Source organism: Streptomyces griseorubiginosus (assembly GCF_001514195.1).
Lineage (GTDB): Bacteria > Actinomycetota > Actinomycetes > Streptomycetales > Streptomycetaceae > Streptomyces > Streptomyces griseorubiginosus.
This window is the reverse complement of sequence record NZ_KQ948736.1, coordinates 746,009-769,616: the sequence shown is the minus strand read 5'-3', so window position 1 is coordinate 769,616 and position 23,608 is coordinate 746,009. Positions and strand designations below refer to the sequence as shown.

Below are 23,608 nucleotides of genomic sequence, written 5' to 3'. Positions count from 1 at the left end.
GCCGGTCAGCGGCACTCGGTGCTGACGTTGCCCTTGTCGTCGCCCTTGAGGTAGATCGCGCTGACGTAGCCCACTCCGCCCGCGCGCAGCGGGAGTTGCACCCACTTGTCGTTGGTGTAGCCCTCGGCGGAGATGCGCTCGCCGGTCTTCCAGCAGTTCGCCGGGTAGGTCTCGTTCGGGTAGACCTTGCTGACCGGGTCGCAGCCGGTGACGCCGGCGCAGGCGCGGACGTTGGCCTCCGCCCACGCGGTGACCGTGGTCTGGCCGCCACCGCCTCCGCCGCCCCCGCCGGGCGTGCAGGGCAGGTTCACCCCGCGGTCGCGCAGGTACGGCACCGGGTCGATGCCGCGGACCGTGGTGGACGTGCCGACCCGGACGCGCAGGTGCAGGTGCGGCCCGGTCGCCTCGCCCTCGGCGCCCATCAGAGCGATGCGCTGCCCGGCCTGGACGCGCTGGCCGACGGAGACGTCGCGCTGGTACATGTGCCCGTACTCGGTCACGGTGCCGTCTTCGTGCAGGATGCGGATCCACTGCCCGTAGCCGCTGGCGGGGCCGGAGGCGATGACCTCGCCGGCGCCGACGGCGTAGATGGGCGTTCCGAGGGCGTTGGCGATGTCGACGCCGTCGTGGCCGCTGCTGTAGCCCTGGCTGACGACGCCGGCGGTGGGGCAGGACGCGGCGAACGCCGCCGCGGCGGTCGGCGCGGCGACGGCCGGTGCCGCGGCCGTCAGGGGCAGGAACACGGCGGCCGCCGCGACGAGTCCGGCGAGCGGATGCAGTCGCACGGGACTTCCTCTCCGTGATGCGTTGTGGGGACGGCCCGGAAGCTATCCGCGCCGAAGGCCACGGCGGCACCCGGAACGTTCCGGAATGACAGCGCGCTCGTGCGGCCGATAGGGCTCTCCAGGACAACCACACGGTTTCCGAGCCCGATGGGGGAATGCGCCGTGCGAACGACCACCCGACGCCTGATACAGGGGCTGTGCGCCCTGCTCGCCGTGGGCGGGCTGACGCCCGTCACCGCCGCGGCCGCCGACGGCGGGGAGAGACCCGCCGCACAGAGCCCGGCGGCCGACTGGCGGGTCGACCTCGCCAGTACCTCGGCCGACCAGCACAACACCCGCCACCGCGCCGACGGCCGGCTCACCATCGGCGACCGCCGCGCCCGCACCGCCTCCGCCCCCGGCCGGGCGTACGCCGTGTACACCGCGCCGGTCCAGAGCCTGGGGCGGCAGACCGACTCCTTCACCGTCCGCCGCCAGGCGCAGGTGCCGTCGGGGAGCCAGGTGCTCACCGAGGTCCGCGGCAGCGCCCACCCCGGCACCTGGACCCAGTGGACCGCCCCCGACGCGGGGGGCCGGCTGCGGCTGTCCCAGGCCGTGTCCGTCCTCCAGGTGCGGCTCACCCTCCTGGGCGACCGGAGCGGCTCCCCGGTCGTCTCGGACGTCCGGGTGCACGCCGACCCGTCCCGGTCCACCGCCCGCGCCGCGGCCGGCGCGAGTGCCGCGGCGTCCGTGACGTACCGCCTCTTCGCCACCCGTGAGGGTCTGACCGGGCAGACCACGGCCAACGGCCATGTCATCCAGCCGCGCGACCACTTCGTGGCCCTGCCCTCGCGGCGGATGCTGGCGAGCAACGGAGGCCGCGAGTACCAGGTGCGGCTGTGCTACGCCCGCACCGGACGCTGCGAGACCGCCCCGGTCTGGGACGTCGGCCCCTGGAACACCAAGGACGACTACTGGAACCCCTCGGGCCTGCGGCAGATGTGGAACGACCTGCCGCAGGGCACCCCGCAGGCCCAGGCGGCCTACCAGAACGGCTACAACGGGGGCCGTGACGAGTTCGGCCGCCGGGTCGCCAACCCGGCCGGGATCGACGTGGCCGACGGCACGTTCTGGGACGGCCTCGGCATGACGGACAACGACTGGGTCGACGTCACCTTCCAGCCCACCGACGGCGGCGGAGGCGGCGGGACGACCAACGTCACCGCGTGGGCGGAGGCCAACGTCCGCGCCTGCGCGGGCATCACGGGCTGCGACCCGGTCAGCAAGGTCTACCCGAACGAGACCTACCCGGCGAACTGCTGGAAGACCGGCGAGCGCATCTCCGCCGAGGGCTACACGAGCGACAAGTGGGTCGAGCTCCCGTTGCGCGCGGGCGGGGTGGGCTATGTCAGCGCGATCTACCTCAAGGGCGACGAGACCGGCGGTGTGAGCCGGCGGTGCGGCACCTGACCCGCTGAGCGCCGCGGCCACCCCGGAACGTGCCGGAGTCCCTTCCCGGCCGCTCTGCGGCACTGTCGGCGCGGGACACCGACAGGACCTACAGGACCGACTGGACCTACAGGACCGACTGGACCGACAGCACCGACAGGACACGACAGGAAGGGCAGGGACCCGTGAGGCTGTGGCGAGGGAAACCGGGCTGGGCGGCGGCGCTGATCGCGTTGCTGATGACGGCGGGGGTGTGCGCGAGCGCGCCGGCCGCGACGGCGGCGCCCGCCGCCCGCCCGGACTTCCGACTGCCGTTCGCGTGCGGACAGACCTGGCAGTTGCAGACGTACCTGGGCCACGCGCCCGACGACAAGAAGCTCGACATGTACCGGGTCGGCGGCTCCACCCTAGGCGCGACGGTCGCCGCCTCCGCCGCCGGCACGGTCACCGAGTTCTTCCCGCCCGGCGGGGTCGAGATCAACCACGGCGGCGGCTGGTTCACGGTCTATCTCCACATGGACCGCATCGACGTGAGCCTCGGCCAGCGCGTCGACTCCGGCACCCCCCTCGGACGGCTCGGCCTGGTCGGCACGGAGGAGGCGCACCTGCACTACGAGCAGCTCTACGACAGCAACGGCGACAACGACGGCGAGACCGACGAGATGGTCCACCCGGTGATCCAGGGCACCGAGTACCGGCTCAGCCCGAACGGCCCGTTCCCTCAGGTCAAGAGCACCAACGCGTGCGACGGCGGGGGCGGTCAGCCCGACCGGTTCTGGGTCGACACCTATGCCGACGCCACCGGGTACAGGTACGTGGACTGCGTCGGCGACAGCACCGCGCGCTGCGCCCCCCAGGGCACCCTGCGCAAGGGCACCAACTACGTCCTGTGCAAGAAGTGGGGCCACAAGGTCGGCAACGACACGTCGTACAACCACTGGTGGCTGCTCACCGACCTCGACGAGGTCGCGCCGGGCGGGTCGGGGCGGGCGTACGTCTCCGCCTACTACCTCCAGAAGTGGGGCAACGACGAGGCCAAGGACAACGACGGCCGCGACATCGGGACCTGCGCCTGACCCGACCGGCCCGGCCGGTGCCGCAGAGCACCGGCCGGGCCGGGGAGGATCAAGCGCATTCGGGCACGGCGGGACGGTCCTTGGTCCGCACGGCCGGAAGCCATGCCCTGCCGTCCCGCAGCCGGACCTTGTACCACGTGGTGGTGCGGGTGCCGACCTCGTCGGTCACCGGCAGCCCCTTGCTCATCCGGCACTCGGCGGGCAGCACGTCCCCGTGCCACACGCGGGTGGGCACGACGTTGTCGATCGTGTAGGCGGCCCGGGGGTCGACCGCGAGACCCAGACTGCAGATCGGGTCGCGCGCCTCGGCCCGGTCGCGGCAGTACTTCTCGACGTTGAACACCGTGACACGGGCGCCGGCCGATGCGGTGCCGGAGATGTTCTCGGTGTGCACCTCGGTGCCCTTGCCCGCCGTGTGGTCCTCGTTGTCCGCGACGATGTACGGCCAGCCCACGGCCGTCGCCGCGCCCAGCGCCGTGGCCGTCACGGCGCCGAGCACCAGCCGCCGCCGACGGCGTGGGGGAGCGGTGTCGCCCGGCGCGTCGGACGCGTCGCCCTCGGCCGCCCGGACGCGGGTCAGCACCTCCTGCGCGGTGTGCGCGGCGCGGCTCTCGTGGGCGGGTGCCAGGCAGTCCGCGGCGAGCGCGCGCCACACCTCGGGCACGGCGGGATCCAGCCGCAGTGGCGCCCGTCCGGCCGCGAACTCCTGTACGGCCGCGCCGCGGGCCGCCGCCGTCGCGCCGGGGAAGGGCGAGGCGCCGCCGGTGAACACCTGGTGGATCACGATGCCGAGGGCCCAGATGTCGGTGCTCGGACGGACCTGCACACCGCGCTCGCCCAACGGGGCCCGCCAGCGTTCGGGCGGCAGATAGTCGGGGGTGCCCGCGGGCGGCATCCACGCGTGCGTGCCGAGGGTGCCGTCGAGCTCGGCGGCCAGCCCGAAGTCCGACAGCCGGACCGAACCGTCCGCCATGAGCAGGACGTTGTCGGGCTTGAGGTCGCCGTGCACCCAGCCCAGAGCGTGCAGATGCGCCAGCCCCTCGCAGATCTGCGTCAGGATCCGCGTGCCCGCGCCGCCCGCGAGGGGACCTTCGGCCTCCAGGAGCTGCCGCAGACTGCGCTCGGCGCGCTCCATCACCAGCACGACCGCCCCGTCGAGCTGGGGATGGTCCGGCTCGTCCAGGACGACCGAGTCGAGCAGCCGGATCAGCCGGGGATGCCGGTTCCGGCGCCCGAACTCGCTCTCCCGCCGGGCGCTCTCCGCCAGCCCACGAGCTTGGCGCGGGGCGAGCCCGGCCGTCGGCATGAACTTCAGCGCGACGGCCCGGTCACCGCCCGCCGCGCCTGTGCCGTGGCCCGCGTCGCCCGCGCCCGCGGCCCGGCCCCTGTCCGTGACACCTGTGCCGTGGCCCCCGTCCACCGCGCCCGCGCCGCGGTCCCTGTCCGTGGCGTCCGTGCTGCGGCCCGCGGCCGTGGGTCCTGTGCTGCTGCGGCCCGCGGCCGTGGGTCCTGTGCTGCTGCCGCCCGCGTCCGTGTTCGCCACGCGACGGCCCTCGTAGACCCATCCCCAGCCGCCTTCGGCGATCGGCTCCCCGACCTCCCAGTCGCCGACCCGCAGACCGCGGGGAACCCTCGGTCCCGCCCCGCTCACCGGCATGCCCCCGCCCCGGACGGGGTGCGGGCCGGAAGGAGCCCGAGGTGCCGCTCGTCGACGAGGCCGAAGCGCAGCGCGACGCCGACGAGCGTCTCGCGCTTGCCGTTGCGACGGGCACCGCGGCCCGGTTCCCGCTCGGCGGGCGAGACGATGCGGAGTTTCTCGTCGGCGAGGTAGTCGATGTGGGCGCTGACCGCGCGGGCCGTGAGGCGCCCGTACTGCGGGTGCCTGCGCAGCCGCTCGACGATCTCGGGGGTGGTGGGTACCGCGAGCGCCGACTCGTCGCGCAGGCGCGGCTCACAGAGCGCGACCAGCACCAGGAAGTACGCGGCGGTCTGGTCCAGCGAGTACGCGGTCAGGGTGCGGGTGCCCCGGTGGTCGCCCTCCGGCCCGCTCGGATCGAGGTAGACGTGGTCGGGCGCGAAGACGTGGAAGCTCACCCCGGATCCGCGCGTGGGCAGCACGACCCGTGCGAACTCGAAGGGGATGGGCGCCCCGACCCGGCGCGGCGGCACCCGCAGATACTCTCCGGCGCCCTCCGGGTTCTCCACCAGATAGCTCTGCGTCGCGCTGAAGTTGCTCAGCAGCCAGTGCTCGTCGGTCACCCGGATCTCCCCGGCCAGCCGGGACACCGAGGGGTCCGCGAGCCGCAGCTCCACGGGTGCCGCGTCGGAGCCGCGCCCGAAGCGTGCCACCTCACCCGGACCGAGCCGTACCGTTTGTGCCGGTTCCTGTGGCAAATGAATCACTATGCCGCTCATCGTCCCCCGCTTCTCGCCGGTTTCCTCTGCCGTGCGCCGGTCAAACGCACGGACTCCCTCCAGTAACACTTTTCTCAGGCCGCCCCGGTTGCAATCGCACGCGGTCCGTCGCGGGTGTACGCAGAACTACGTATAGCCTGGAGAAATGCTGAGGGAGGTCACCGCGACGCACTACGTCGAACCGCTGCGCTCCGGCGGTTCCGTGCCCGGCGTCGTGGAGGCCGACGATCTGGGCACGTACGTCGTGAAGTTCACCGGCTCCGCACAGGGCCGCAAGGCGCTGGTCGCCGAGGTGATCGTCGGTGAGCTGGCGCGGGCCCTGGGGCTGCGCTTCCCCGAACTGGTCCTGGTGCGCTTCGACCCGGCCATCGCGGACAGCGAGCCGCACCAGGAGGTGCGGGACCTGCACGCGGCGAGCGCGGGGGTGAACCTCGGCATGGACTACCTGCCGGGCGCGCGTGACTTCACGCCCGAGATCGCGGGCCTGTTCCCCGTGGACCCGCTGGAGGCCGGCCGGATCGTCTGGCTGGACGCGCTGACCGTCAACGTCGACCGTACGGTGCACAGTTCGAACCTGATGGTCTGGCCCACGCTCGGTGTCGCACCCCCGCGGCTGTGGCTCATCGACCACGGGGCCGCCCTGGTCTTCCACCACCGCTGGGACGGCACGGACCCCGCGAAGTCCTACGACTTCCGCCATCACGCCCTCGGCCACTACGGCCCCGACGTGCGCGCCGCCGACGCGGAACTCGCGCCCAAGGTCACTCTCGACGTCCTGCGCGAGGTCACGGCGGCCGTTCCCGACGCCTGGCTCACCGACTTCGCGACCCCGGCCGAGGCGCGCGAGGCCTATGTGACGTACCTCCACGCGCGCGTGCGGGCCTCCGAGGCCTGGCTGCCCACCGACTTCCCCACCCGGGAGGAACTCGCCGCGGAGGAGGCCCTGCGCGCGGCGCGGACACAGGAAGGCCGGCCCAAGTGGCTGAAGCGGGTCCCCGACCTGCACGGCAAACCCGCCGCGGAACAGGATTGGTCGGTGCACCTCGGATGAGCCCCGTCGTACAGATCGAGTACTGCACCCAGTGCCGTTGGCTGCCCCGCGCGGCCTGGCTGGCACAGGAGCTGCTCACCACCTTCGAGACCGAACTGACCGAACTGTCGCTCAGGCCGGGCACGGGCGGTGTCTTCGTGGTCCGCGTCGACGACGAGGTCGTCTGGGACCGCCGGGAGCAGGGCTTCCCGGAACCCACGGCGGTCAAGCAGGCCGTACGCGACCGAGTGGCCCCGGGGAAGTCCCTGGGCCACTCGGACAAGTGACGGCTCGTCAGCCGCGCAGTTGCTCGTACGCCGGCAGCGTGAGGAAGTCCGCGTAGTCGTCGTCGAGGGAGACCTGGAGCAGCAGGTCGTGGGCCTGCTGCCAGTGTCCGGCCGCGAAGGCCTCCTCGCCGATCTCCTCGCGGATGTTCGCCAGCTCCTCGGCGGCGACCTTGCGGGCCAGCTCCGGCGTGGCCTTCTCGCCGTTCTCGAACTCCACGCCCGCGTTGATCCACTGCCAGATCTGCGAGCGGGAGATCTCAGCGGTCGCCGCGTCCTCCATCAGGTTGAAGATGGCGACCGCGCCCAGCCCGCGCAGCCAGGCCTCGATGTAACGGATGCCGACCTGAACGGCGTTGACGAGACCGGGGTACGTCGGCTTCGCCTTGAGCGAGTCGATCGCGATGAGGTCGGCCGCCTCGACGTGGACGTCCTCGCGCAGCCGGTCCTTCTGGTTCGGCCTGTCGCCGAGGACCTTGTCGAAGGACTCCATGGCGATCGGGACCAGGTCGGGGTGGGCGACCCAGGAGCCGTCGAAGCCGTCGCCGGCCTCGCGGTCCTTGTCGGCGCGGACCTTCTCGAAGGCGACCTTGTTGACCTCGGCGTCCCGGCGGGACGGGATGAAGGCCGCCATGCCGCCGATCGCGTGCGCGCCGCGCTTGTGGCAGGTGCGGACGAGGAGTTCGGTGTACGCCCGCATGAACGGGGCGGTCATCGTGACCGCGTTGCGGTCCGGCAGGACGAACTTGGCGCCGCCGTCACGGAAGTTCTTCACGATGGAGAACAGGTAGTCCCAGCGGCCCGCGTTCAACCCCGAGGCGTGGTCGCGGAGTTCGTAGAGGATCTCCTCCATCTCGTACGCGGCCGTGATCGTCTCGATCAGCACGGTGGCCCGGATGGTGCCCTGCGGGATGCCGGTGTACTCCTGCGCGAACACGAACACGTCGTTCCACAGGCGCGCTTCGAGGTGCGACTCGGTCTTCGGGAGGTAGAAGTACGGACCCTTGCCGAGGTCGAGCAGGCGCTGCGCGTTGTGGAAGAAGTACAGGCCGAAGTCGACCAGGGCGCCGGGCGCTTGGGTGCCGTTCGCGTCGACCAGGTGCCGCTCGTTCAGGTGCCAGCCGCGTGGCCGCATGACGACGGTGGCGAGTTCCTCGTCGGCCTTGAGCGCGTAGGACTTGCCGGACTTCTCGTCGGTGAAGTCGATGTTCCGGGTGTAGGCGTCGGCGAGGTTGACCTGCCCCAGGACGACGTTCTCCCACGTGGGAGCGGAAGCGTCCTCGAAGTCCGCGAGCCACACCTTGGCACCGGAGTTGAGGGCGTTGATGGTCATCTTGCGGTCGGTGGGGCCGGTGATCTCGACCCGGCGGTCGTCCAGGGCCGCGGGGGAGGGGGCCACCTTCCAGGACTCGTCCGCGCGGATCGCGGCGGTCTCCGGGAGGAAGTCGAGCGTGGAGGTGCGGGCGATCTCGGCGCGGCGCTCGGCCCGGCGGGCCAGCAGCTCGTCACGCCGGGGGGTGAACCGGCGGTGCAGCTCGGCCACGAAGGCGAGGGCCGCCTCGGTGAGGACCTCCTCCTGCCGCGGCAGGGGCTCGGCGTCGACGATGGCCAGCGGGGACGGCGCTGGTGCGGACATGAGCGGTCACTTCCTTCAGCGGTGGCACCGGGTGCCAGTCGAACCGGGTACGGCGGGGAGCGCCCCCGGAGCGGTAGGGCGCTTCTGAACAGTGGATACTAGTTTCCTCATCGTGGAATTTCAATGGTTTGTTGATGTCGAGATTCTCCGGGTCGAGGCAATGTGGCGCTCAGTGTCACCTCTCTCACTCCAGGTGTGCGAGATCCGCTGCCGTGTCGATGTCGTACGGCCGCGCCACGTCCCCGCACTCGACGAGCGTGAGCGCGTCCCGGTGCTCCTTCAGGTAGGCGCGTGCCCCCTGGTCGCCGGTCGCAGTCGCGGCGATCCCGGCCCAGTGGGCGCTCCCGAGCAGGACGGGGTGGCCGCGTACGCCGTCGTAGGCGGCCGAGGCGAGCGAGGTCTCGTCCTCGTACGTGCCGAGCACCCGGCGCACCGCCTCCGCCCCGATGCCGGGCTGGTCGACGAGCGACACCAGCACGGCCCGTGCCGGCGTTCCGGCGAACGAGTCGAGCCCGGCCCGCAACGACGACCCCATCCCCTCGCCCCACGCCGGGTTCTCCACGATCACGCACTCACCGAGCTCCGCCCGCTCCCGTACGGCCGCCGCGGCGGCGCCCAGGACCACGTGCACCCGTGCGCAGCCCGCCGCGCGCAGGACGCCCACCGCGTGCTCGACGAGCGGGCGGCCCCGGTGTTCGAGCAGTGCCTTGGGCCGTCCGCCGAGCCGCCGCCCGCCGCCCGCGGCCAGGAGCAGCCCGGCGACCTGCTGTTCGTTCTCCGTCATGCGTCCTGCATACCGGACGCGCCGGTGTACGGCGGGTTTCAGCGGGCTTAATTTCGGTCCGCACGGTGGCGCCCGGCGCCCCGTGTGGCGTTTACTGACCCGCATCCCTCGGCGCCCGACCAGCGCCGCCGGGACATCAGGTGCGGAAGGTGTGCGGGGGAGAGCTGTGTTGCGGAGCTTGGGACAGAGACCGGTGAGCGGCAGCGACAACGATCCGAGAGTGACCGAACTGCGGACCGCGGTCTCCCGACTGCGCCGCGAACTCGCCGCGCACCCGGCGGAGTTCCCCGACCGCGACATCGCCGAGGACGAACTCGCCGCCCTGGCCGCCATGACGATCGAGGGCGCCCCCGAAGTCCCCCGCCTGCGACGGTCGTTGCTGCTGATCGCGGGAGCGATCGGCTCGGTCAGCGCGTTGTCGCGGGGCTTGGGCGAGGTCCGCGAGGCGGTGGAACTCTTCGGGGAACCGGGGCGCTAGCCGGGGAACGAACCCCGGTAGCCCTGATGGTCGCCGCGGTGCTCGAACTGCTCACAGAGCCAGGTCTCCTGGACGAATCCGGTGCGATGGTCCCAGACGTCGAAGATGTTGTGCGGCCCCGACTTGCCCTCGACCAGCAGGTAGCGGTCCTTCGCGCCGCGGAAGCAGGCCAGGTCGCTCATGATGCCGTGGCCGCAAGGGTGGTAGTCGGACCATGCGCAGGAGATGCATGACTTGAGCCGCACCGGGTGGGGGAGGCTGCGGGCGAGCTCTCGCAGGGCGTTCTCGAAGTCCGCCTGGGTGGAACGGAATTCGTGACCGTCAAGGCGCAGAGTGGCGGTCAGCTCCTTGTGGTCCGTGGGGTCGTCGAGTCGCAGAGCGCAGTGCAGCGTCGCGATCTGCTCGCCCTGGCCGGCGACCTCGACCCGCACGGGCTGTGCCCACTCCAGCAGACAGGCGAACAGCTTCCCGTCGGCGCAGGTGAATTCTGACCCTGGTGGGTCGCCGCTGACGGCGCCTAGCGCATCCATCGTTGCGCCCTCGAAGCGGACACCCCTGACCGTCGTGCGGATCGACTCCCGGCCGTCGGTCTCGAAGACGACCTCCTCCGTGCCGTGCCGGTCGGTGTAGCGTCCCGGCCAAGGCTGTAAGGCGGTCACGCAGGGTTCTGGGTGGTCAGGGCCTCGGAGAGTTCGCCGGCCACCTGCTGGAGTACCGGGACGATCTTCTCGGTGGCCGCCTCGGTGACCCGGCCGGCCGGGCCGGAGATCGAAATGGCCGCCGCGGTCGGGGAGTTGGGCACCGAGACCGCGAGGCAGCGGACGCCGATCTCCTGCTCGTTGTCGTCGACGGCGTAGCCCTGCGCGCGGACGTCCACGAGCGCCGCGAGGAAGCCGTCCGGGGTGGTGATCGTCTTCTCGGTCGCGGCCGGCATGCCGGTGCGGGCGAGGAGGGCGCGCACCTCGTGGTCGGGGGTGTTGGCGAGCAGCGCCTTGCCGACGCCCGTGGAGTGCGGCAGGACGCGCCGGCCGACCTCGGTGAACATCCGCATCGAGTGCTTCGACGGCACCTGCGCGACGTAGACGATCTCGTCCCCGTCGAGCAGGGCCATGTTGGCCGTCTCCCCGGTCTCCTCGACCAGGCGGGCCAGATAGGGGCGGGCCCAGGTGCCGAGCAGCCGGGAGGCCGACTCGCCGAGGCGGATCAGGCGCGGGCCGAGGGCGTAGCGGCGGTTGGGCTGCTGGCGGACGTAGCCGCAGGACACCAGCGTGCGCATCAGACGGTGGATGGTCGGCAGCGGCAGCCCGCTGCTCGCGGAGAGCTCGCTCAGACCGACCTCCCCGCCCGCGTCCGCCATGCGTTCCAGCAGATCGAAGGCGCGCTCGAGGGACTGCACCCCGCCGGCGGACCTGGCGGAGTCGGTGGTGCTGGCGCTGGACGTCGGCACGGCGCGTTCCTTTCGGGGCTGCCTTCGGGGCGGGGCAGGAAGGAGCAGCAGCCTACCCGGCAGTCGGTTGACTCCCCGCTGGTGCATGGCTACGTTCTGCTTGTCGGAAGTCTAATTCCGCTTTGTGGAAACGTCCAGAGAGTCGACGTCGGGCGCACTCTGGAGAAGTGTGCCCTTGACGGCACCCGAACGGGAGTGAAGACTCCTTCAACAGAAAGTTGAATTCCGTTACGCGGAAGTTAACGGCGGCGCGGGAGTCATCCGCGGCAGAGAGGGGTCCGGGTGTCCGACACTGAACTGGTGCTGCGCTCGACGCGCGTCATCACACCCGAGGGGACACGGGCCGCGTCGGTGGCCGTGGACGGCGGGAGGATCACGGCCGTACTCCCCTACGACGCTCCCGTGGCCGAAGGCGCCCGCCTGGAGGACCTCGGCGACGACGTCCTGCTGCCCGGCCTGGTCGACACCCACGTGCACGTCAACGACCCCGGCCGCACCGAGTGGGAGGGCTTCTGGACCGCCACCCGCGCGGCGGCGGCCGGCGGCATCACCACCCTCGTCGACATGCCCCTCAACTCCCTCCCGCCCACGACGACCGTCGAGAACCTGCGGACCAAGCGCGAGGTCGCCGTAGACAAGGCCCACATCGACGTCGGCTTCTGGGGCGGCGCCCTGCCCGACAACGTCAAGGACCTGCGCCCGCTGCACGAGTCGGGCGTCTTCGGCTTCAAGGCGTTCCTCTCGCCCTCCGGCGTCGACGAGTTCCCGCACCTCGACCAGGACGGGCTCGCCCGCTCGCTGGCCGAGATCGCCTCCTTCGACGGCCTGCTGATCGTGCACGCCGAGGACCCGCACCACCTGGAGACCGCCCCGCAGCGGGGCGGCCCCAAGTACGCCGACTTCCTGGCCTCCCGCCCGCGTGACGCCGAGGACACGGCCATCGCCCAACTCATCGCGCAGGCCAAGCGGTTGAACGCGCGCGTGCACGTGCTCCACCTGTCGTCGAGTGACGCGCTCCCGCTGATCGCCCGGGCCAAGGCGGAGGGCGTCCGCATCACGGTCGAGACCTGTCCGCACTACCTGACGCTCACGGCCGAGGAAGTCCCGGACGGCGCAAGCGAGTTCAAGTGCTGCCCGCCCATCCGGGAGTCCGCCAACCAGGACCTGCTGTGGCAGGCGCTGGCCGACGGCACCATCGACTGCGTGGTCACCGACCACTCGCCGTCCACGGCCGACCTGAAGACCGACGACTTCGCCACGGCCTGGGGCGGCATCTCCGGCCTCCAGCTGAGCCTGGCCGCGGTCTGGACGGAGGCCCGCAGGCGCGGCCACACCCTGGAGGACGTCGTCCGCTGGATGTCCGCCCGGACCTCCCGACTTGTCGGCCTGGACCGCAAGGGCGCCATCGAGGCCGGCCGCGACGCCGACTTCGCCGTCCTCGCCCCCGACGACACCTTCACCGTGGACCCGGCGGCCCTCCAGCACCGCAACCGCGTCACGGCGTACGCGGGCAAGACCCTGTACGGGGTGGTGAAGTCGACCTGGCTGCGCGGCCAACGCATCGTGAACGACGGCGAGTTCACCGCGCCGAAGGGGCAACTGCTCACCCGAACGCCCTGATTCCACCCGCACCGGCCCACTCTTGAAAGGCACATGTACGTGACGGCGATTCCCAGCTTCACCGGCGACGCGCACCCGTACGGCGGCGGCGACCCGTACGCGGACTACCGCACCGCCGACTTCCCCTTCACCCAGTACGTCAACCTCGCCGCACGGACGCTCGGGGCCTCCGTCATCGCCGCCAACGACGAGTTCTTCGCCCAGCGCGAGAACCTGCTGATGCCCGGGCGGGCCGAGTTCGACCCCGAGCACTTCGGGCACAAGGGCAAGATCATGGACGGCTGGGAGACACGGCGCCGCCGGGGCGCCTCGGCCGAGCACCCCTGGCCGATGGCGGAGGACCACGACTGGGCGCTGGTGCGGCTCGGCGCGCCCGGCGTGATCCGGGGGATCGTCGTCGACACCGCGCACTTCCGCGGCAACTACCCGCAGGCGGTGTCGGTCGAGGGCACGAGCGTCGCCGGTTCCCCGTCCCCCGAGGAACTGCTGGGCGACGACGTGAAGTGGACGACGCTGGTCCCGCGGACACCGGTCGGCGGCCACGCGGCCAACGGCTTCGAGGTGCCCCTGGAGCAGTGCTTCACCCACCTCAGGGTCAACCAGCACCCGGACGGCGGCATCGCCCGCCTGCGGGTGTACGGCGAAGTCGTCCCGGACCCGGCCTGGCTCGAGGTCCTCGGCGCCTTCGACGTGGTCGCGCTGGAGAACGGCGGCCGGGCCGAGGACGCCTCCAACCTCTTCTACTCGCCCGCCTCCAACACCATCCAGCCCGGCCGCTCGCGCAAGATGGACGACGGCTGGGAGACCCGCCGGCGCCGCGACCAGGGCCACGACTGGATCCGCTACCGCCTGGTGGCCCAGTCCCGGATCCGTGCGATCGAGATCGACACGGCGTATCTGAAGGGCAACAGCGCGGGCTGGGCGTCGGTGTCGGTCCGCGACGGCGACGCCAGCGACTGGCACGAGATCCTCCCGCGCACTCGGCTCCAGCCCGACACCAACCACCGCTTCGTGCTGCCGGAACCGGCGGTCGGCACGCACGCGCGTGTGGACATCTTCCCGGACGGCGGAATCTCCCGCCTGCGACTGTTCGGCTCCCTGACGGAGGCAGGAACGGCGGCGCTGTCGGCCCGGCACCGGGAGGTGGGCGGCTGAGAGCGGGCCTCTCGGTCGGCACCGGGCCAGGTCCATCGGCCGCCGACTGGACCATGTCCATCGGTCGGCGCCGGGCCAAGTCCATCGGCCGCCGACCGGACCACATCCATCGGCTGCTGACCGGACGACGGCGTCTCCCAGCTGCCGACGAGGTGGCGTTTCCGGGCCGCCGGTCGGGCGGCGCTTTCGTGTCGCCGGCCGAGTGGCGTTTCGGGGTTGCCTGTCGGGCAGTGTTTTCCGATTTCCGTGGACAGGGCTTGCCAGTTGGCCGTGACAGGGGGAGCCCGGGCTGCCGACGGGCTCCCGCAACGGCGCGGCGGAGACGGGGTTAGCCCCCCGGACCCTGGCCCGCCCCTGAAACCGAATCCGACCCCGCCTCCGCCTCCGGATCAGGATCTGGCCCGCCGGCTCACCACGCCCGACCCGGCGTTGGGCCCGGACCGCCACCGCCACCACCCCGGCCTCGGGCCTGGCCCCCTTCCTGGGCCCGCGCCAGAAAGGAAACGGCCTCGGACCCGGACCCAAACCCGCACTCGACCCGGACCCGGACCCACCTGGATCCGCCCCAGGACTGCCTCTGACCCGAAACCCGGACCCGGCAGCCTCCGCCCGGCCCCGCCCAAGCCGCTACCTCACGCCGCATGCCCCCCGTCCACCGAGAACTCCGCCCCGGTGACGTAGCCCGCGGCCGTCAGACAGGCCACCATCGACGCCACCTCCTCCGCCGTCCCGAACCGCCCCAGCGCGGTCATCGCGGTCTGGCCCGGGGCGAACGGTCCGTCCGCCGGGTTCATGTCGGTGTCGACGGGCCCGGGATGCACGAGGTTCGCCGTGATCCCGCGCGGCCCCAGCTCCCGCGCGAGGGCCTTGGTCAGGCCGATCAACGCCGACTTGCTCGCCGCGTACAGCGTCCCGCCGGGCCCCGGCACCCGCTGGGTCATGCAGCTGCCGATCGTGATGATCCGCCCACCCTCCCGCATCCGTCCGGCCGCAGCCTGGGAGGCCAGGAACACGCCCCGCACATTGACGGCCAGCACCCGGTCCACCTCCGCGAGGGACAACTCGCCGAGCGGCCCGAGCACCCCCACCCCCGCGTTGTTCACCAGCACGTCCAGCCCGCCGAGCGCCTCCGCCGTACGGCCGACCGCCCCCGCCGCCTCCTCCGGGTCCCCGGAATCCGACCGCAGGGCCACGGCCCGCTGCCCCAGCGCCTCGACGCGCCGTACGACGTCATGCGCCGCTTCCTTGCCCGCCACGTAGGTCACGGCCACGTCCGCGCCCTCCCGGGCCAGCCGCAGGGCCGTCGCCGCCCCGATCCCGCGGCCGCCGCCGGTGACGAGCGCGACCTTGCCGTACAGATGTCCTTGAGTCGTTGTCATGACACCCATCCCAGCGGTCAGCAAGGGGGATGACCGGCGGCCAACGGACATCGACCCCGGCCGCACCACTTAGCGACCCTCGCCGTATCACCCAGCGACCCTCGCCGCACCACACCCGACAGCCCCGCCCCGTCGCCGCCCACCGCGTCACCCCCGGTTTCCCACAGCCTCCGCCGCCGCGAACAACGCGAACGCCAGCACGATCAGGGCGACGCTCGCGTAGACCTCGTAGCCGTCGAGGAAACCGATCCGCTGCACGAGTCCGACCTGCCAGTCGGTGAACTCGTGCAGCAGACCCATCCCGCCCTGCACCAGGGCGACGAAACCGACCACTTCCAGCAGTTGCTTCATGAGGAGACCCTCCCCCCGCGGGCCCCGCCCGGACATCGGCCGCGAGGCGAGCACGGTCGCGCGAAAGCATGACGCCCGCCGGGCCCCGTACGCCGAAAGTCTGCGCTGCCGCGACTTTGGTCGCCGATGCCGTCCGAGGACGGGTGCTACACGCCCTCGCTGCGTAGATTTGTCGACCGTGAGCCGTGACGAGACCGTGTCCGACCCCGAGGCCTTCGCCGGCCGGCGCTGGCTGATGCCGTCGGCCGTGATCCATGAGTTCGACCCCTCCGCCGTACGGCCCGGGCGGCGGCCCCGGCGTACCGCGCGCGACTGGATCGTCGACTTCTCCTGCTTCCTCCTGGCCGTGCTCGTCGGCATCATCGGCGCGGAAGCGGCGGGCGACAACCCGCATCTCTCGCACTCCGCGGCCACCCTCGACCAACTGCTGGGCGCCCTCGCCTGCGCCGCCGTATGGCTGCGCCGCCGCTGGCCGCTGGGCCTCGCCGTGGCGACCATCCCGCTCGGGCTGCTCTCGGACTCCGCGGGCGGCGCCTGCACGATCGCCCTGTTCACCCTCGCCGTGCACCGCCCCTTCAAGTACGTGGCCTGGGTGGGCGGCATCAACATCGCCCTGGTCCCGGTCACCTTCCGGATGCGCCCCGACGCCGACCTGCCGTACGTCGTCTCGGTCGTCTTCTCCGTCCTGGTGATTGCTTCGATCATCGGCTGGGGCCTGCTCGTGCGTTCCAAACGGCAGCTCATGTTCAGCCTGCGCGACCGCGCCCGGCGCGCCGAGACCGAGGCGCGGCTGCGGGCCGAACAGGCGCAGCGGCTGGCCCGTGAGGCCATCGCGCGCGAGATGCACGATGTCCTCGCGCACCGGCTGACGCTGCTCAGCGTGCACGCGGGCGCCCTGGAGTTCCGGCCGGACGCGCCCCGGGAGGAGGTCGCGCGCGCCGCCGGTGTGATCCGGGAGAGCGCGCACGAGGCACTCCAGGACCTGCGGGAGATCATCGGCGTGCTGAGGGCCGGGGATCAGGACGAGGGCGGGCGCCCGCAGCCGACCCTCGTCGCCCTGGACACCCTGGTCGCCGAGTCCCGCGAGGCCGGCATGAAGGTCGTCCTCGACAGCCGGGTCACCGACCCCGCCGCCGTGCCCGCCTCCGTCGGCCGCACCGCCTACCGCATCGCCCAGGAGGGCCTCACCAACGCCCGCAAGCACGCCCCCGGCACGGAGGTCACGGTCTCCGTCTCCGGCGGCCCGGGCAGCGGACTCGCGGTGAGCGTGTGCAACCCCGCGCCGGAAGGGGAGGTGCCGCACGTCCCCGGCTCGGGACAGGGTCTGATCGGCCTCACCGAGCGCGCGACGCTGGCCGGGGGCCGGCTGGAACACGGGACGGAGGCGGACGGCGCGTTCCGGGTACGGGCATGGCTGCCGTGGCCGTGACACCCCCGCCGCCACGGCGGCCCCCCGCCACGGCGGCCCCCCGCCACTGCGGCCCCCCCGCCACGCGGACCGCCTCCCACCACGATGGCCGCCCCCGGCCATGACAGACCCTCCGCCACGACGGACCGCCCCCGCCATGACAGCCCCCCTCCACGGCGACGGCCCCTCCACCACACCGGCCCCTCCACGACGAGGGCCCCTCCACCACACCGGCCCCTCCACCACGACAGGACCGCCCGCCCCGGACCACCGGGCCTCCCTCCGAGCCCTTCCCGCCCGCGCAACTCGCCCGCCCGCGAGGGTGATTGCCCCCGGTCCGACCGTGATTACGTAAGGCCCATGACTGTGATCAGACTGCTCCTCGTCGACGACGACCCCCTCGTGCGGGCCGGCCTGTCCCTGATGCTGGGCGGGGCCGAGGACATCGAGATCGTCGGCGAGGCCGCGGACGGCGCCGAGGTCGCGGCCGTCGTCGACCGGACCCACCCGGACGTCGTCCTCATGGACATCCGGATGCCGGCGGTGGACGGCCTCACCGCCACCGAGCGGCTGCGCGCCCGGCCCGACGCCCCCGAGGTCGTCGTCCTGACCACCTTCCACGCGGACGAGCAGGTCCTGCGTGCCCTGCGCGCGGGCGCCGCCGGATTCGTCCTCAAGGACACCCCGCCCGCCGAGATCCTCGCCGCCGTCCGCCGCGTCGCGGCCGGCGACCCGGTCCTGTCACCCACCGTCACCCGCCAGTTGATGGAGCACGCGGCCGGAACCGCGGCGGACCGGCGCAAGGCACGCGCGCGTGAGCGCATCGGCGCCCTCAACGACCGGGAGAGGGAAGTGGCCGTCGCGGTCGGCCAGGGACTGTCCAACGCGGAGATCGCCGCCGCCCTTTTCATGAGCGTCGCCACCGTCAAGACCCATGTCTCCCGCGTCCTGGCCAAGCTCGACCTCAACAACCGGGTGCAGATCGCGCTGTTGGCGTACGACGCGGGGTTGCTGGAGCAATCCGCGGAACCCGAGCCGGACGGGCACTAGACGAGGCCGCCGGGCGTTGACGGTGTGAAGGGGGAGCCTCATGACCGATCCAGTGATCGACCTCGGGAAGTACGGCGACGCGTTCCGCGTCGATCCGCACCCCGTCTACGCCGAGTTACGCGCCCAGGGACCCGTCCACCGGGTGCGACCACCGGGTTCGGACCCCGGCTACTCCACGTGGCTGGTCGTCGGGCACGAGGAGGCGCGCGCCGCGCTAGCCGATCCCCGGCTGGCCAAGGACGGCCGCCGCATCGGTGTGCTCTTCCAGGAGGACGGGCTGATCGGCCGCCATCTGCTGGGCAGCGACCCGCCGGAGCACACCCGGCTGCGCGCCCTCGTCTCCCGCGCCTTCACCCCGCGCCGTGTGGAGACCCTGCGCCCCAGGATCCAGGAGATCACCGACGAACTCCTCGACGCGATGCTGCCGTACGGCCGCGCCGACCTGGTGACCTCCTTCGCCTACCCGCTGCCGATCACCGTGATCTGCGAACTCCTCGGCGTGCCCGAGATGGACCGCACGGAGTTCCGCAAACTCTCCACGGAGGTTGTGGCACCGGCCAGCCCCGAGAGTTCGTACGACGCCGTCGTGCGCCTCGCCGCGTACCTGACCGAACTCATCGAGGACAAGCGGTGCGCGGGCCCGAGCGACGACCTGCTGGGGGACCTCGTCCGCACCACCGCCGAGGACGGCGACCGGCTCTCCCCGTCAGAACTGCGCGGCATGGCCTTCCTGTTGCTGATCGCGGGCCACGAGACCACCGTCAACCTCATCACCAACGCCGTGCACGCCCTGCTCACCCACCCGGACCAACTCGCCGCTCTGCGCGCCGACATGAGCCTCGTCGACGCCGCCGTCGAGGAAGCGCTGCGCTACGAGGGCCCGGTGGAGAACGCGACCTTCCGGTACGCCGCCGAGCCCCTGGAGATAGCGGGACGGGCCGTGGACGAGGGCGACCCGGTGATGATCTGCCTCGGCGCGGCCGACCGCGACGACGCGCGCTACCCGGCCCCGCACGACTTCGACATCCACCGCGACACCCGCGGCCACCTCGCCTTCGGCCACGGCCTCCACTACTGCCTGGGCGCACCACTGGCCCGCCTGGAAGCCCGCACGGCGCTGCGGACCCTGCTGGACCGCGCACCGGCACTCGCGTCGGACGGGCCGCCGGGGGAGTGGCTGCCGGGAATGCTGATCCGGGGGGTGCGGAGCCTGCCGGTGCGGTGGTAAGCCACGGTGACAGGTGACAGGTGGTGGTAGGCACGGCGGCAGGCGGCAGGCGGCAGGCGGCAGGCGGCAGGCGGCAGGCGGCAGGCGGCAGGCGGCAGCCGGCAAGCGGCAAGCGGCAAGCGGCAAGCGGCAAGCGGCAGGCGGCAGGCCTGGCAGGTCACGCCCGGTGCGTGAGGCCGGGGCCGTGGGTCACCCAGGGCGGCGCGACAGCCCTCAGAACGCGCCCGCGTTCGTGCCGCCCGGGATCTCCGCCAGCCGTACGGCCCGGTGCTCCCGCCGGGACACCTCGCACGCCTCGGCGATCCGGAGCGCCTGGAGGGCCTCACGGCCGTCGCAGGGGTTGGCCCGCTCGCCCCGGACCACCTCGATGAACGCGGCCAGCTCGGCCTCGTAGGCCGGTCCGAACCGCTCCAGGAACCCCGTCCACGGCTTGTCCGCGGCGGGCGGTCCGCTCGGTTCCGTGGAGGCGATGGGCGTCCGGTCGTCCAGGCCCACCACGACCTGGTCCAGCTCCCCGGCGAGCTCCATGCGCACGTCGTACCCGGCCCCGTTCAGCCGCGTGGCCGTGGCGGTGGCGAGGGTCCCGTCGTCGAGGGTGAGCAGGGCGGCCCCGGTGTCCACGTCCCCCGCGGCCCGGAACATCGGCGGACCCGCGTCGGAGCCGGCCGCGTACACGTCGACGACCTCGTGCCCGGTCACCCAGCGCAGCATGTCGAAGTCATGGATCAGGGTGTCCCGGTACAGCCCGCCGGACAGCGGCAGCCACTCCGCGGGCGGCGGCGCCTGGTCGGAGGTCAGGGCCCGCACGGTGTGCAGCCGGCCGAGCCGCCCCGAGCGCACCGCCTCCCGCGCACCCGTGTAGCCCGTGTCGAAGCGGCGCTGGAAGCCCATCTGGAGCACCGTCCCGGCGGTCTCGACCTCGGCGATGGCGTGCAGCGTTCCGGGCAGGTCGAGCGCGATGGGCTTCTCGCAGAACACCGGCAGTCCCGAGCGCGCCGCCCGGCCGATCAGCTCGGCGTGGGCCGAGGTCGCCGTAGTGATCACCACGGCGTCCACGCCCCATTTGAAGATCTCGTCGACGCCGGGGGCCGCGGTCTCCCCCAGGCGGTGCGCGAGCTCCTGGGCCCGTGCGCCGTCCGCGTCCGTGAGGATTAAGGAACCGACCTCCCGATGGCGGCTGAGCGTGTTCGCATGAATGGTGCCGATGCGGCCCGTCCCAATGACCCCGATGCGCATGTGAACAAAATGTGGTCGATGACCGCCGTTGTCAATCCGTATGTCCGGACAACCGAACTACACGACTTCCCGTCAACAACGCACGCAGCTACGCTCGGGCCCGTGCCGAAACCAGAAGTGGACCCGACCGTGACGCTCGAGCTCAGTGTGGACCGCAGCAGCCCGGTGCCGCTGTACTTCCAGCTGTCCCAGCAGCTGGAGGCCGCCATCGAGCACGGAACGCTCACTCCCGGCAGCCTCCTCGGCAACGAGATCGAGCTCGCGGCGCGGCTCGGCCTCTCCCGTCCCACGGTCCGCCAGGCCATCCAGTCCCTCGTCGACAAGGGCCTGCTCGTGCGGCGCCGCGGAGTCGGCACCCAGGTCGTGCACAGCCAGGTCAAGCGCCCCCTGGAGCTCAGCAGCCTCTACGACGACCTGGAGGCGGCCGGTCAGCGCCCCGCCACGAAGGTCCTGGTCAACGCCGTCGTCCCCGCCACCGCAGAGATCGCCGCCGCGCTCGGCGTCCCCGAGGGCAGCGACGTGCACCGGGTGGAACGCCTGCGCCTCGCCCACGGCGAGCCGATGGCCCACCTGTGCAACTTCATTCCACCGGCCCTCCTCGACCTGGACACCGCGCAACTGGAGACCACGGGCCTCTACCGCATGATGCGAGCGGCCGGCATCACCCTCCACAGCGCCCGCCAGACCATCGGCGCGAGAGCCGCCACGCCGGAGGAGGCGGACCGCCTGGCGGAGGAGGCGGGTGCGCCCCTCCTCACCATGCAACGCGTCACCTTCGACGACACAGGGCGAGCGGTCGAGTACGGCACGCACACATACCGCCCGACGCGCTATTCCTTCGAATTCCAGCTCCTGGTCCGGCCCTGAAAGGGGCGCGGGGAACTGCGCGACCAGCCACGACGCACTCGCACCCGGCAACGAACCGCACCCCCCTTCGCCGCCCCGTGTTCGGCACCCGCAGGGCCCGTGCGGCACAATCGGGCCTTGATGAGCACCTACGGCAACTTCAGCGCCCCCATAGGCTCCCGCCGCGCCCCCGCCCTGCGCACCGTCGGCACGCGGGAACGCCGCTCACACCTGACGGCACCCCGCGTGCCCACGGTCGGCATCGACATCGGCGGCACCAAGGTCATGGCGGGTGTCGTCGACGCCGACGGCAACATCCTGGAGAAGGTCCGCACCGAGACCCCGGACAAGTCCAAGAGCCCCAAGGTCGTCGAGGACACCATCGTCGAGCTGGTCCTGGACCTGTCCGACCGCCACGACGTGCACGCCGTCGGCATCGGCGCGGCCGGCTGGGTCGACGCCGACCGCAACCGGGTGCTGTTCGCCCCCCACCTGTCCTGGCGCAACGAGCCCCTCCGGGACCGCATCGCCGGCCGTCTCGCCGTCCCCGTCCTGGTGGACAACGACGCCAACACCGCCGCCTGGGCCGAGTGGCGCTTCGGCGCGGGCCGCGGCGAGGACCACCTCGTCATGATCACGCTCGGCACCGGCATCGGCGGCGCGATCCTGGAGGACGGCCAGGTCAAGCGCGGCAAGTACGGGGTCGCGGGCGAGTTCGGCCATATGCAGGTCGTGCCCGGCGGCCACCGCTGCCCGTGCGGCAACCGCGGCTGCTGGGAGCAGTACAGCTCCGGGAACGCGCTGGTCAGGGAGGCCAGGGAGCTGGCCGCCGCCGACTCCCCGGTGGCGTACGGGATCATCGAGCACGTCAAGGGCAACATCGGCGACATCACCGGCCCGATGATCACCGAGCTGGCCCGCGAGGGCGACGCGATGTGCATCGAGCTGCTCCAGGACATCGGCCAGTGGCTCGGCGTCGGCATCGCCAACCTCGCCGCCGCCCTCGACCCGTCCTGCTTCGTCATCGGCGGCGGCGTCAGCGCGGCCGACGACCTCCTGATCGGCCCCGCGCGGGACGCGTTCAAGCGCCAGCTCACCGGCCGCGGCTACCGCCCCGAGGCCCGGATCGCCCGGGCCCAGCTGGGCCCGGAGGCCGGCATGGTCGGCGCCGCCGACCTGGCCCGTCTGGTCGCCCGCCGCTTCCGGCGCGCCAACCGGCGCCGGGTGGAGCGGCACGAGCGCTACGAGAAGTACGTGGAGGCCCGCCGCACGTCCCGGGACACGGCGTGAACGCGTCCCTGCCGCGCCAGTCCACCGCGCCCCCCGACGAACCGCAGCGGCCCACCGAGGACCGCCGGCACCGCAACCGCCGCCGGGCGATCACGCTGCTCATCATCGGCCTGCTGATCGGCGTCCCGGCCGGCTACCTGGTGATCTCCGCCAACCAGAGCCGGGACAGCGGCAAGGACAAGGAGGCGAAGTACTCGGCGACGGGCCTCACGCCCGACTGGCCCTCCAAGGTCCAGCGCCGCCTCTACCAGGTGCCGGTCCCGCACCCCGCGGACCTGGTCGCCTCCTACGAGACCAACAACTGGAAGACCAGCCGCCTCTACGTCCAGTTCCGGACGAGCGACGCGGGCCTGGCCGCCTTCCTGACCGCGATGGGCGTCAGCCGCGCCGACCTGAAGAAGAACGACATCTCCATCAGCGAGCGCGACCAGAAGATCACCGGCTGGAGGTTCGACGGACCCCGCTCCTGGTGGGGCCTGACCCACGCGCAGAAGGACCCGGCACCCACCCAGGACGTCATGGTCAACCTGACCGTCCCGAACGCCCCGAAGGTGTACGTCGTCTCCCGCACCGTGCCGTAGCGCGCCCGCCCCGGCGAGCGGGTGCGGCCCGTCGCCGGAGCCGATTGTCAGACCCCGCCCGTAGAGTCGAAGACGACTGATCCGACATGCGGGCGGGAGGT

Annotated in this window: 23 protein-coding genes; 13 read left to right on the top strand and 10 right to left on the bottom strand. The window is 72.4% G+C overall.

Annotation, left to right across the window (positions count from 1 at the left end):
- Positions 1 to 5: 5 nt before the first annotated feature.
- Complete coding sequence (locus AQJ54_RS46710; protein WP_063802923.1) at positions 6 to 785, bottom strand: M23 family metallopeptidase; 780 nt, start codon at positions 783 to 785, stop codon at positions 6 to 8.
- A 162-nt stretch (positions 786 to 947) separates the two neighbouring features.
- Here AQJ54_RS46710 and AQJ54_RS16080 point away from each other — a divergent pair, with 162 nt between their 5' ends.
- On the top strand, positions 948 to 2,234 hold the full coding sequence (locus AQJ54_RS16080) for an SH3 domain-containing protein (protein ID WP_107121072.1): 1,287 nt from the start codon (positions 948 to 950) through the stop codon (positions 2,232 to 2,234).
- Between the two features lie 164 nt (positions 2,235 to 2,398).
- Positions 2,399 to 3,289: a M23 family metallopeptidase gene (locus AQJ54_RS16075; RefSeq protein WP_062022806.1), complete on the top strand. Its 891-nt coding sequence runs from the start codon at positions 2,399 to 2,401 to the stop codon at positions 3,287 to 3,289.
- 49 nt (positions 3,290 to 3,338) lie between these two features.
- On the opposite strand, the gene AQJ54_RS16070 is transcribed toward AQJ54_RS16075, so the two are convergent.
- Positions 3,339 to 4,946 carry a serine/threonine-protein kinase gene (locus tag AQJ54_RS16070; RefSeq protein ID WP_062237986.1) on the bottom strand — a complete coding sequence of 536 codons (1,608 nt, stop codon included), beginning with the start codon at positions 4,944 to 4,946 and terminating at the stop codon, positions 3,339 to 3,341.
- The gene (locus AQJ54_RS16065; RefSeq protein WP_062237983.1) at positions 4,937 to 5,704 is read right to left on the bottom strand and encodes an FHA domain-containing protein; all 768 of its coding nucleotides are present in this window, start codon (positions 5,702 to 5,704) and stop codon (positions 4,937 to 4,939) included. Before AQJ54_RS16065 ends, AQJ54_RS16070 begins: the two co-directional genes overlap by 10 nt.
- Positions 5,705 to 5,849: 145 nt before the next feature.
- Between AQJ54_RS16065 and AQJ54_RS16060 the strand changes: the two genes are divergently transcribed.
- Both AQJ54_RS16060 and AQJ54_RS16055 read left to right on the top strand, forming a co-directional pair.
- Positions 5,850 to 6,755 (top strand): HipA family kinase, encoded by a 906-nt coding sequence (locus AQJ54_RS16060; RefSeq protein WP_062237981.1) that lies wholly within the window; start codon positions 5,850 to 5,852, stop codon positions 6,753 to 6,755.
- The gene (locus AQJ54_RS16055) at positions 6,752 to 7,021 is read left to right on the top strand and encodes an Rdx family protein (RefSeq protein WP_062021326.1); all 270 of its coding nucleotides are present in this window, start codon (positions 6,752 to 6,754) and stop codon (positions 7,019 to 7,021) included. The genes AQJ54_RS16060 and AQJ54_RS16055 overlap by 4 nt, the downstream gene beginning before the upstream one ends.
- A 7-nt stretch (positions 7,022 to 7,028) precedes the next feature.
- Here AQJ54_RS16055 and aceB read toward each other — a convergent pair whose 3' ends face one another.
- Complete coding sequence (gene aceB, locus AQJ54_RS16050; protein WP_062237979.1) at positions 7,029 to 8,654, bottom strand: malate synthase A; 1,626 nt, start codon at positions 8,652 to 8,654, stop codon at positions 7,029 to 7,031.
- 184 nt (positions 8,655 to 8,838) lie between these two features.
- Positions 8,839 to 9,438 carry a nucleotidyltransferase family protein gene (locus AQJ54_RS16045; protein WP_062237977.1) on the bottom strand — a complete coding sequence of 200 codons (600 nt, stop codon included), beginning with the start codon at positions 9,436 to 9,438 and terminating at the stop codon, positions 8,839 to 8,841.
- A gap of 166 nt (positions 9,439 to 9,604) precedes the next feature.
- On the opposite strand from AQJ54_RS16045, the gene AQJ54_RS16040 reads away from it, so the two are divergent.
- Positions 9,605 to 9,916 carry a DUF5955 family protein gene (locus tag AQJ54_RS16040; RefSeq protein ID WP_062237975.1) on the top strand — a complete coding sequence of 104 codons (312 nt, stop codon included), beginning with the start codon at positions 9,605 to 9,607 and terminating at the stop codon, positions 9,914 to 9,916.
- Here AQJ54_RS16040 and AQJ54_RS16035 read toward each other — a convergent pair.
- Positions 9,913 to 10,575: a DUF6304 family protein gene (locus tag AQJ54_RS16035; protein WP_062237973.1), complete on the bottom strand. Its 663-nt coding sequence runs from the start codon at positions 10,573 to 10,575 to the stop codon at positions 9,913 to 9,915. The two genes, AQJ54_RS16040 and AQJ54_RS16035, sit on opposite strands and share 4 nt — an antisense overlap.
- Positions 10,572 to 11,363, bottom strand: a complete 792-nt coding sequence (locus AQJ54_RS16030) for an IclR family transcriptional regulator (RefSeq protein ID WP_062237971.1) — start codon at positions 11,361 to 11,363, stop codon at positions 10,572 to 10,574. The genes AQJ54_RS16035 and AQJ54_RS16030 overlap by 4 nt, the downstream gene beginning before the upstream one ends.
- Before the next feature lie 282 nt (positions 11,364 to 11,645).
- On the opposite strand from AQJ54_RS16030, the gene allB reads away from it, so the two are divergent.
- Together allB and alc are read left to right on the top strand one after the other, a co-directional pair.
- Positions 11,646 to 12,983, top strand: coding sequence for an allantoinase AllB (allB, locus tag AQJ54_RS16025; protein ID WP_062237969.1), 1,338 nt, complete (start codon positions 11,646 to 11,648; stop codon positions 12,981 to 12,983).
- Positions 12,984 to 13,022: 39 nt separating this feature from the next.
- Positions 13,023 to 14,138, top strand: a complete 1,116-nt coding sequence (gene alc / locus AQJ54_RS16020) for an allantoicase (protein ID WP_062238664.1) — start codon at positions 13,023 to 13,025, stop codon at positions 14,136 to 14,138.
- Between the two features lie 632 nt (positions 14,139 to 14,770).
- Here alc and AQJ54_RS16015 read toward each other — a convergent pair.
- Entirely contained in the window at positions 14,771 to 15,526 is a 756-nt protein-coding gene (locus tag AQJ54_RS16015) for an SDR family oxidoreductase (protein WP_211278542.1), read from the bottom strand.
- 138 nt (positions 15,527 to 15,664) lie between these two features.
- On the bottom strand, positions 15,665 to 15,868 hold the full coding sequence (locus AQJ54_RS16010) for a hypothetical protein (RefSeq protein WP_062021308.1): 204 nt from the start codon (positions 15,866 to 15,868) through the stop codon (positions 15,665 to 15,667).
- Between the two features lie 169 nt (positions 15,869 to 16,037).
- On the opposite strand from AQJ54_RS16010, the gene AQJ54_RS16005 reads away from it, so the two are divergent.
- The 3 genes from AQJ54_RS16005 (at position 16,038) to AQJ54_RS15995 (ending at position 19,554) form a co-directional block, all read left to right on the top strand.
- Positions 16,038 to 17,297: a sensor histidine kinase gene (locus AQJ54_RS16005; RefSeq protein WP_062237967.1), complete on the top strand. Its 1,260-nt coding sequence runs from the start codon at positions 16,038 to 16,040 to the stop codon at positions 17,295 to 17,297.
- A 339-nt stretch (positions 17,298 to 17,636) separates the two neighbouring features.
- Entirely contained in the window at positions 17,637 to 18,326 is a 690-nt protein-coding gene (locus tag AQJ54_RS16000) for a response regulator transcription factor (protein ID WP_211278541.1), read from the top strand.
- Positions 18,327 to 18,366: 40 nt separating this feature from the next.
- Positions 18,367 to 19,554, top strand: coding sequence for a cytochrome P450 family protein (locus AQJ54_RS15995; RefSeq protein WP_062237964.1), 1,188 nt, complete (start codon positions 18,367 to 18,369; stop codon positions 19,552 to 19,554).
- Positions 19,555 to 19,767: 213 nt separating this feature from the next.
- On the opposite strand, the gene AQJ54_RS15990 is transcribed toward AQJ54_RS15995, so the two are convergent.
- Positions 19,768 to 20,790 carry a Gfo/Idh/MocA family protein gene (locus tag AQJ54_RS15990; RefSeq protein WP_062237962.1) on the bottom strand — a complete coding sequence of 341 codons (1,023 nt, stop codon included), beginning with the start codon at positions 20,788 to 20,790 and terminating at the stop codon, positions 19,768 to 19,770.
- A 129-nt stretch (positions 20,791 to 20,919) separates the two neighbouring features.
- Between AQJ54_RS15990 and AQJ54_RS15985 the strand changes: the two genes are divergently transcribed.
- The 3 genes from AQJ54_RS15985 to AQJ54_RS15975 all read left to right on the top strand — a co-directional run bounded on the left by AQJ54_RS15985 (position 20,920) and on the right by AQJ54_RS15975 (position 23,507).
- Entirely contained in the window at positions 20,920 to 21,657 is a 738-nt protein-coding gene (locus AQJ54_RS15985) for a GntR family transcriptional regulator (protein WP_174857038.1), read from the top strand.
- Positions 21,658 to 21,777: 120 nt separating this feature from the next.
- Positions 21,778 to 22,926, top strand: a complete 1,149-nt coding sequence (locus AQJ54_RS15980; protein ID WP_030313323.1) for an ROK family glucokinase — start codon at positions 21,778 to 21,780, stop codon at positions 22,924 to 22,926.
- Positions 22,923 to 23,507: a hypothetical protein gene (locus tag AQJ54_RS15975; protein ID WP_062021287.1), complete on the top strand. Its 585-nt coding sequence runs from the start codon at positions 22,923 to 22,925 to the stop codon at positions 23,505 to 23,507. The genes AQJ54_RS15980 and AQJ54_RS15975 overlap by 4 nt, the downstream gene beginning before the upstream one ends.
- The last annotated feature ends 101 nt before the right edge of the window (positions 23,508 to 23,608 follow it).

What these genes read in the sequence shown, in the direction of transcription:
- AQJ54_RS16070 (WP_062237986.1), bottom strand. Translation starts at nt 4,946, where the DNA reads ATGCCGGTGAGCGGGGCGGGACCGAGGGTTCCCCGCGGTCTGCGGGTC.
- AQJ54_RS16065 (WP_062237983.1), bottom strand. Translation starts at nt 5,704, where the DNA reads ATGAGCGGCATAGTGATTCATTTGCCACAGGAACCGGCACAAACGGTA.
- AQJ54_RS16060 (WP_062237981.1), top strand. Translation starts at nt 5,850, where the DNA reads ATGCTGAGGGAGGTCACCGCGACGCACTACGTCGAACCGCTGCGCTCC.
- AQJ54_RS16055 (WP_062021326.1), top strand. Translation starts at nt 6,752, where the DNA reads ATGAGCCCCGTCGTACAGATCGAGTACTGCACCCAGTGCCGTTGGCTG.
- aceB (WP_062237979.1), bottom strand. Translation starts at nt 8,654, where the DNA reads ATGTCCGCACCAGCGCCGTCCCCGCTGGCCATCGTCGACGCCGAGCCC.
- AQJ54_RS16045 (WP_062237977.1), bottom strand. Translation starts at nt 9,438, where the DNA reads ATGACGGAGAACGAACAGCAGGTCGCCGGGCTGCTCCTGGCCGCGGGC.
- AQJ54_RS16015 (WP_211278542.1), bottom strand. Translation starts at nt 15,526, where the DNA reads ATGGGTGTCATGACAACGACTCAAGGACATCTGTACGGCAAGGTCGCG.
- AQJ54_RS16010 (WP_062021308.1), bottom strand. Translation starts at nt 15,868, where the DNA reads ATGAAGCAACTGCTGGAAGTGGTCGGTTTCGTCGCCCTGGTGCAGGGC.
- AQJ54_RS16000 (WP_211278541.1), top strand. Translation starts at nt 17,637, where the DNA reads ATGACTGTGATCAGACTGCTCCTCGTCGACGACGACCCCCTCGTGCGG.
- AQJ54_RS15995 (WP_062237964.1), top strand. Translation starts at nt 18,367, where the DNA reads ATGACCGATCCAGTGATCGACCTCGGGAAGTACGGCGACGCGTTCCGC.
- AQJ54_RS15990 (WP_062237962.1), bottom strand. Translation starts at nt 20,790, where the DNA reads ATGCGCATCGGGGTCATTGGGACGGGCCGCATCGGCACCATTCATGCG.
- AQJ54_RS15980 (WP_030313323.1), top strand. Translation starts at nt 21,778, where the DNA reads ATGAGCACCTACGGCAACTTCAGCGCCCCCATAGGCTCCCGCCGCGCC.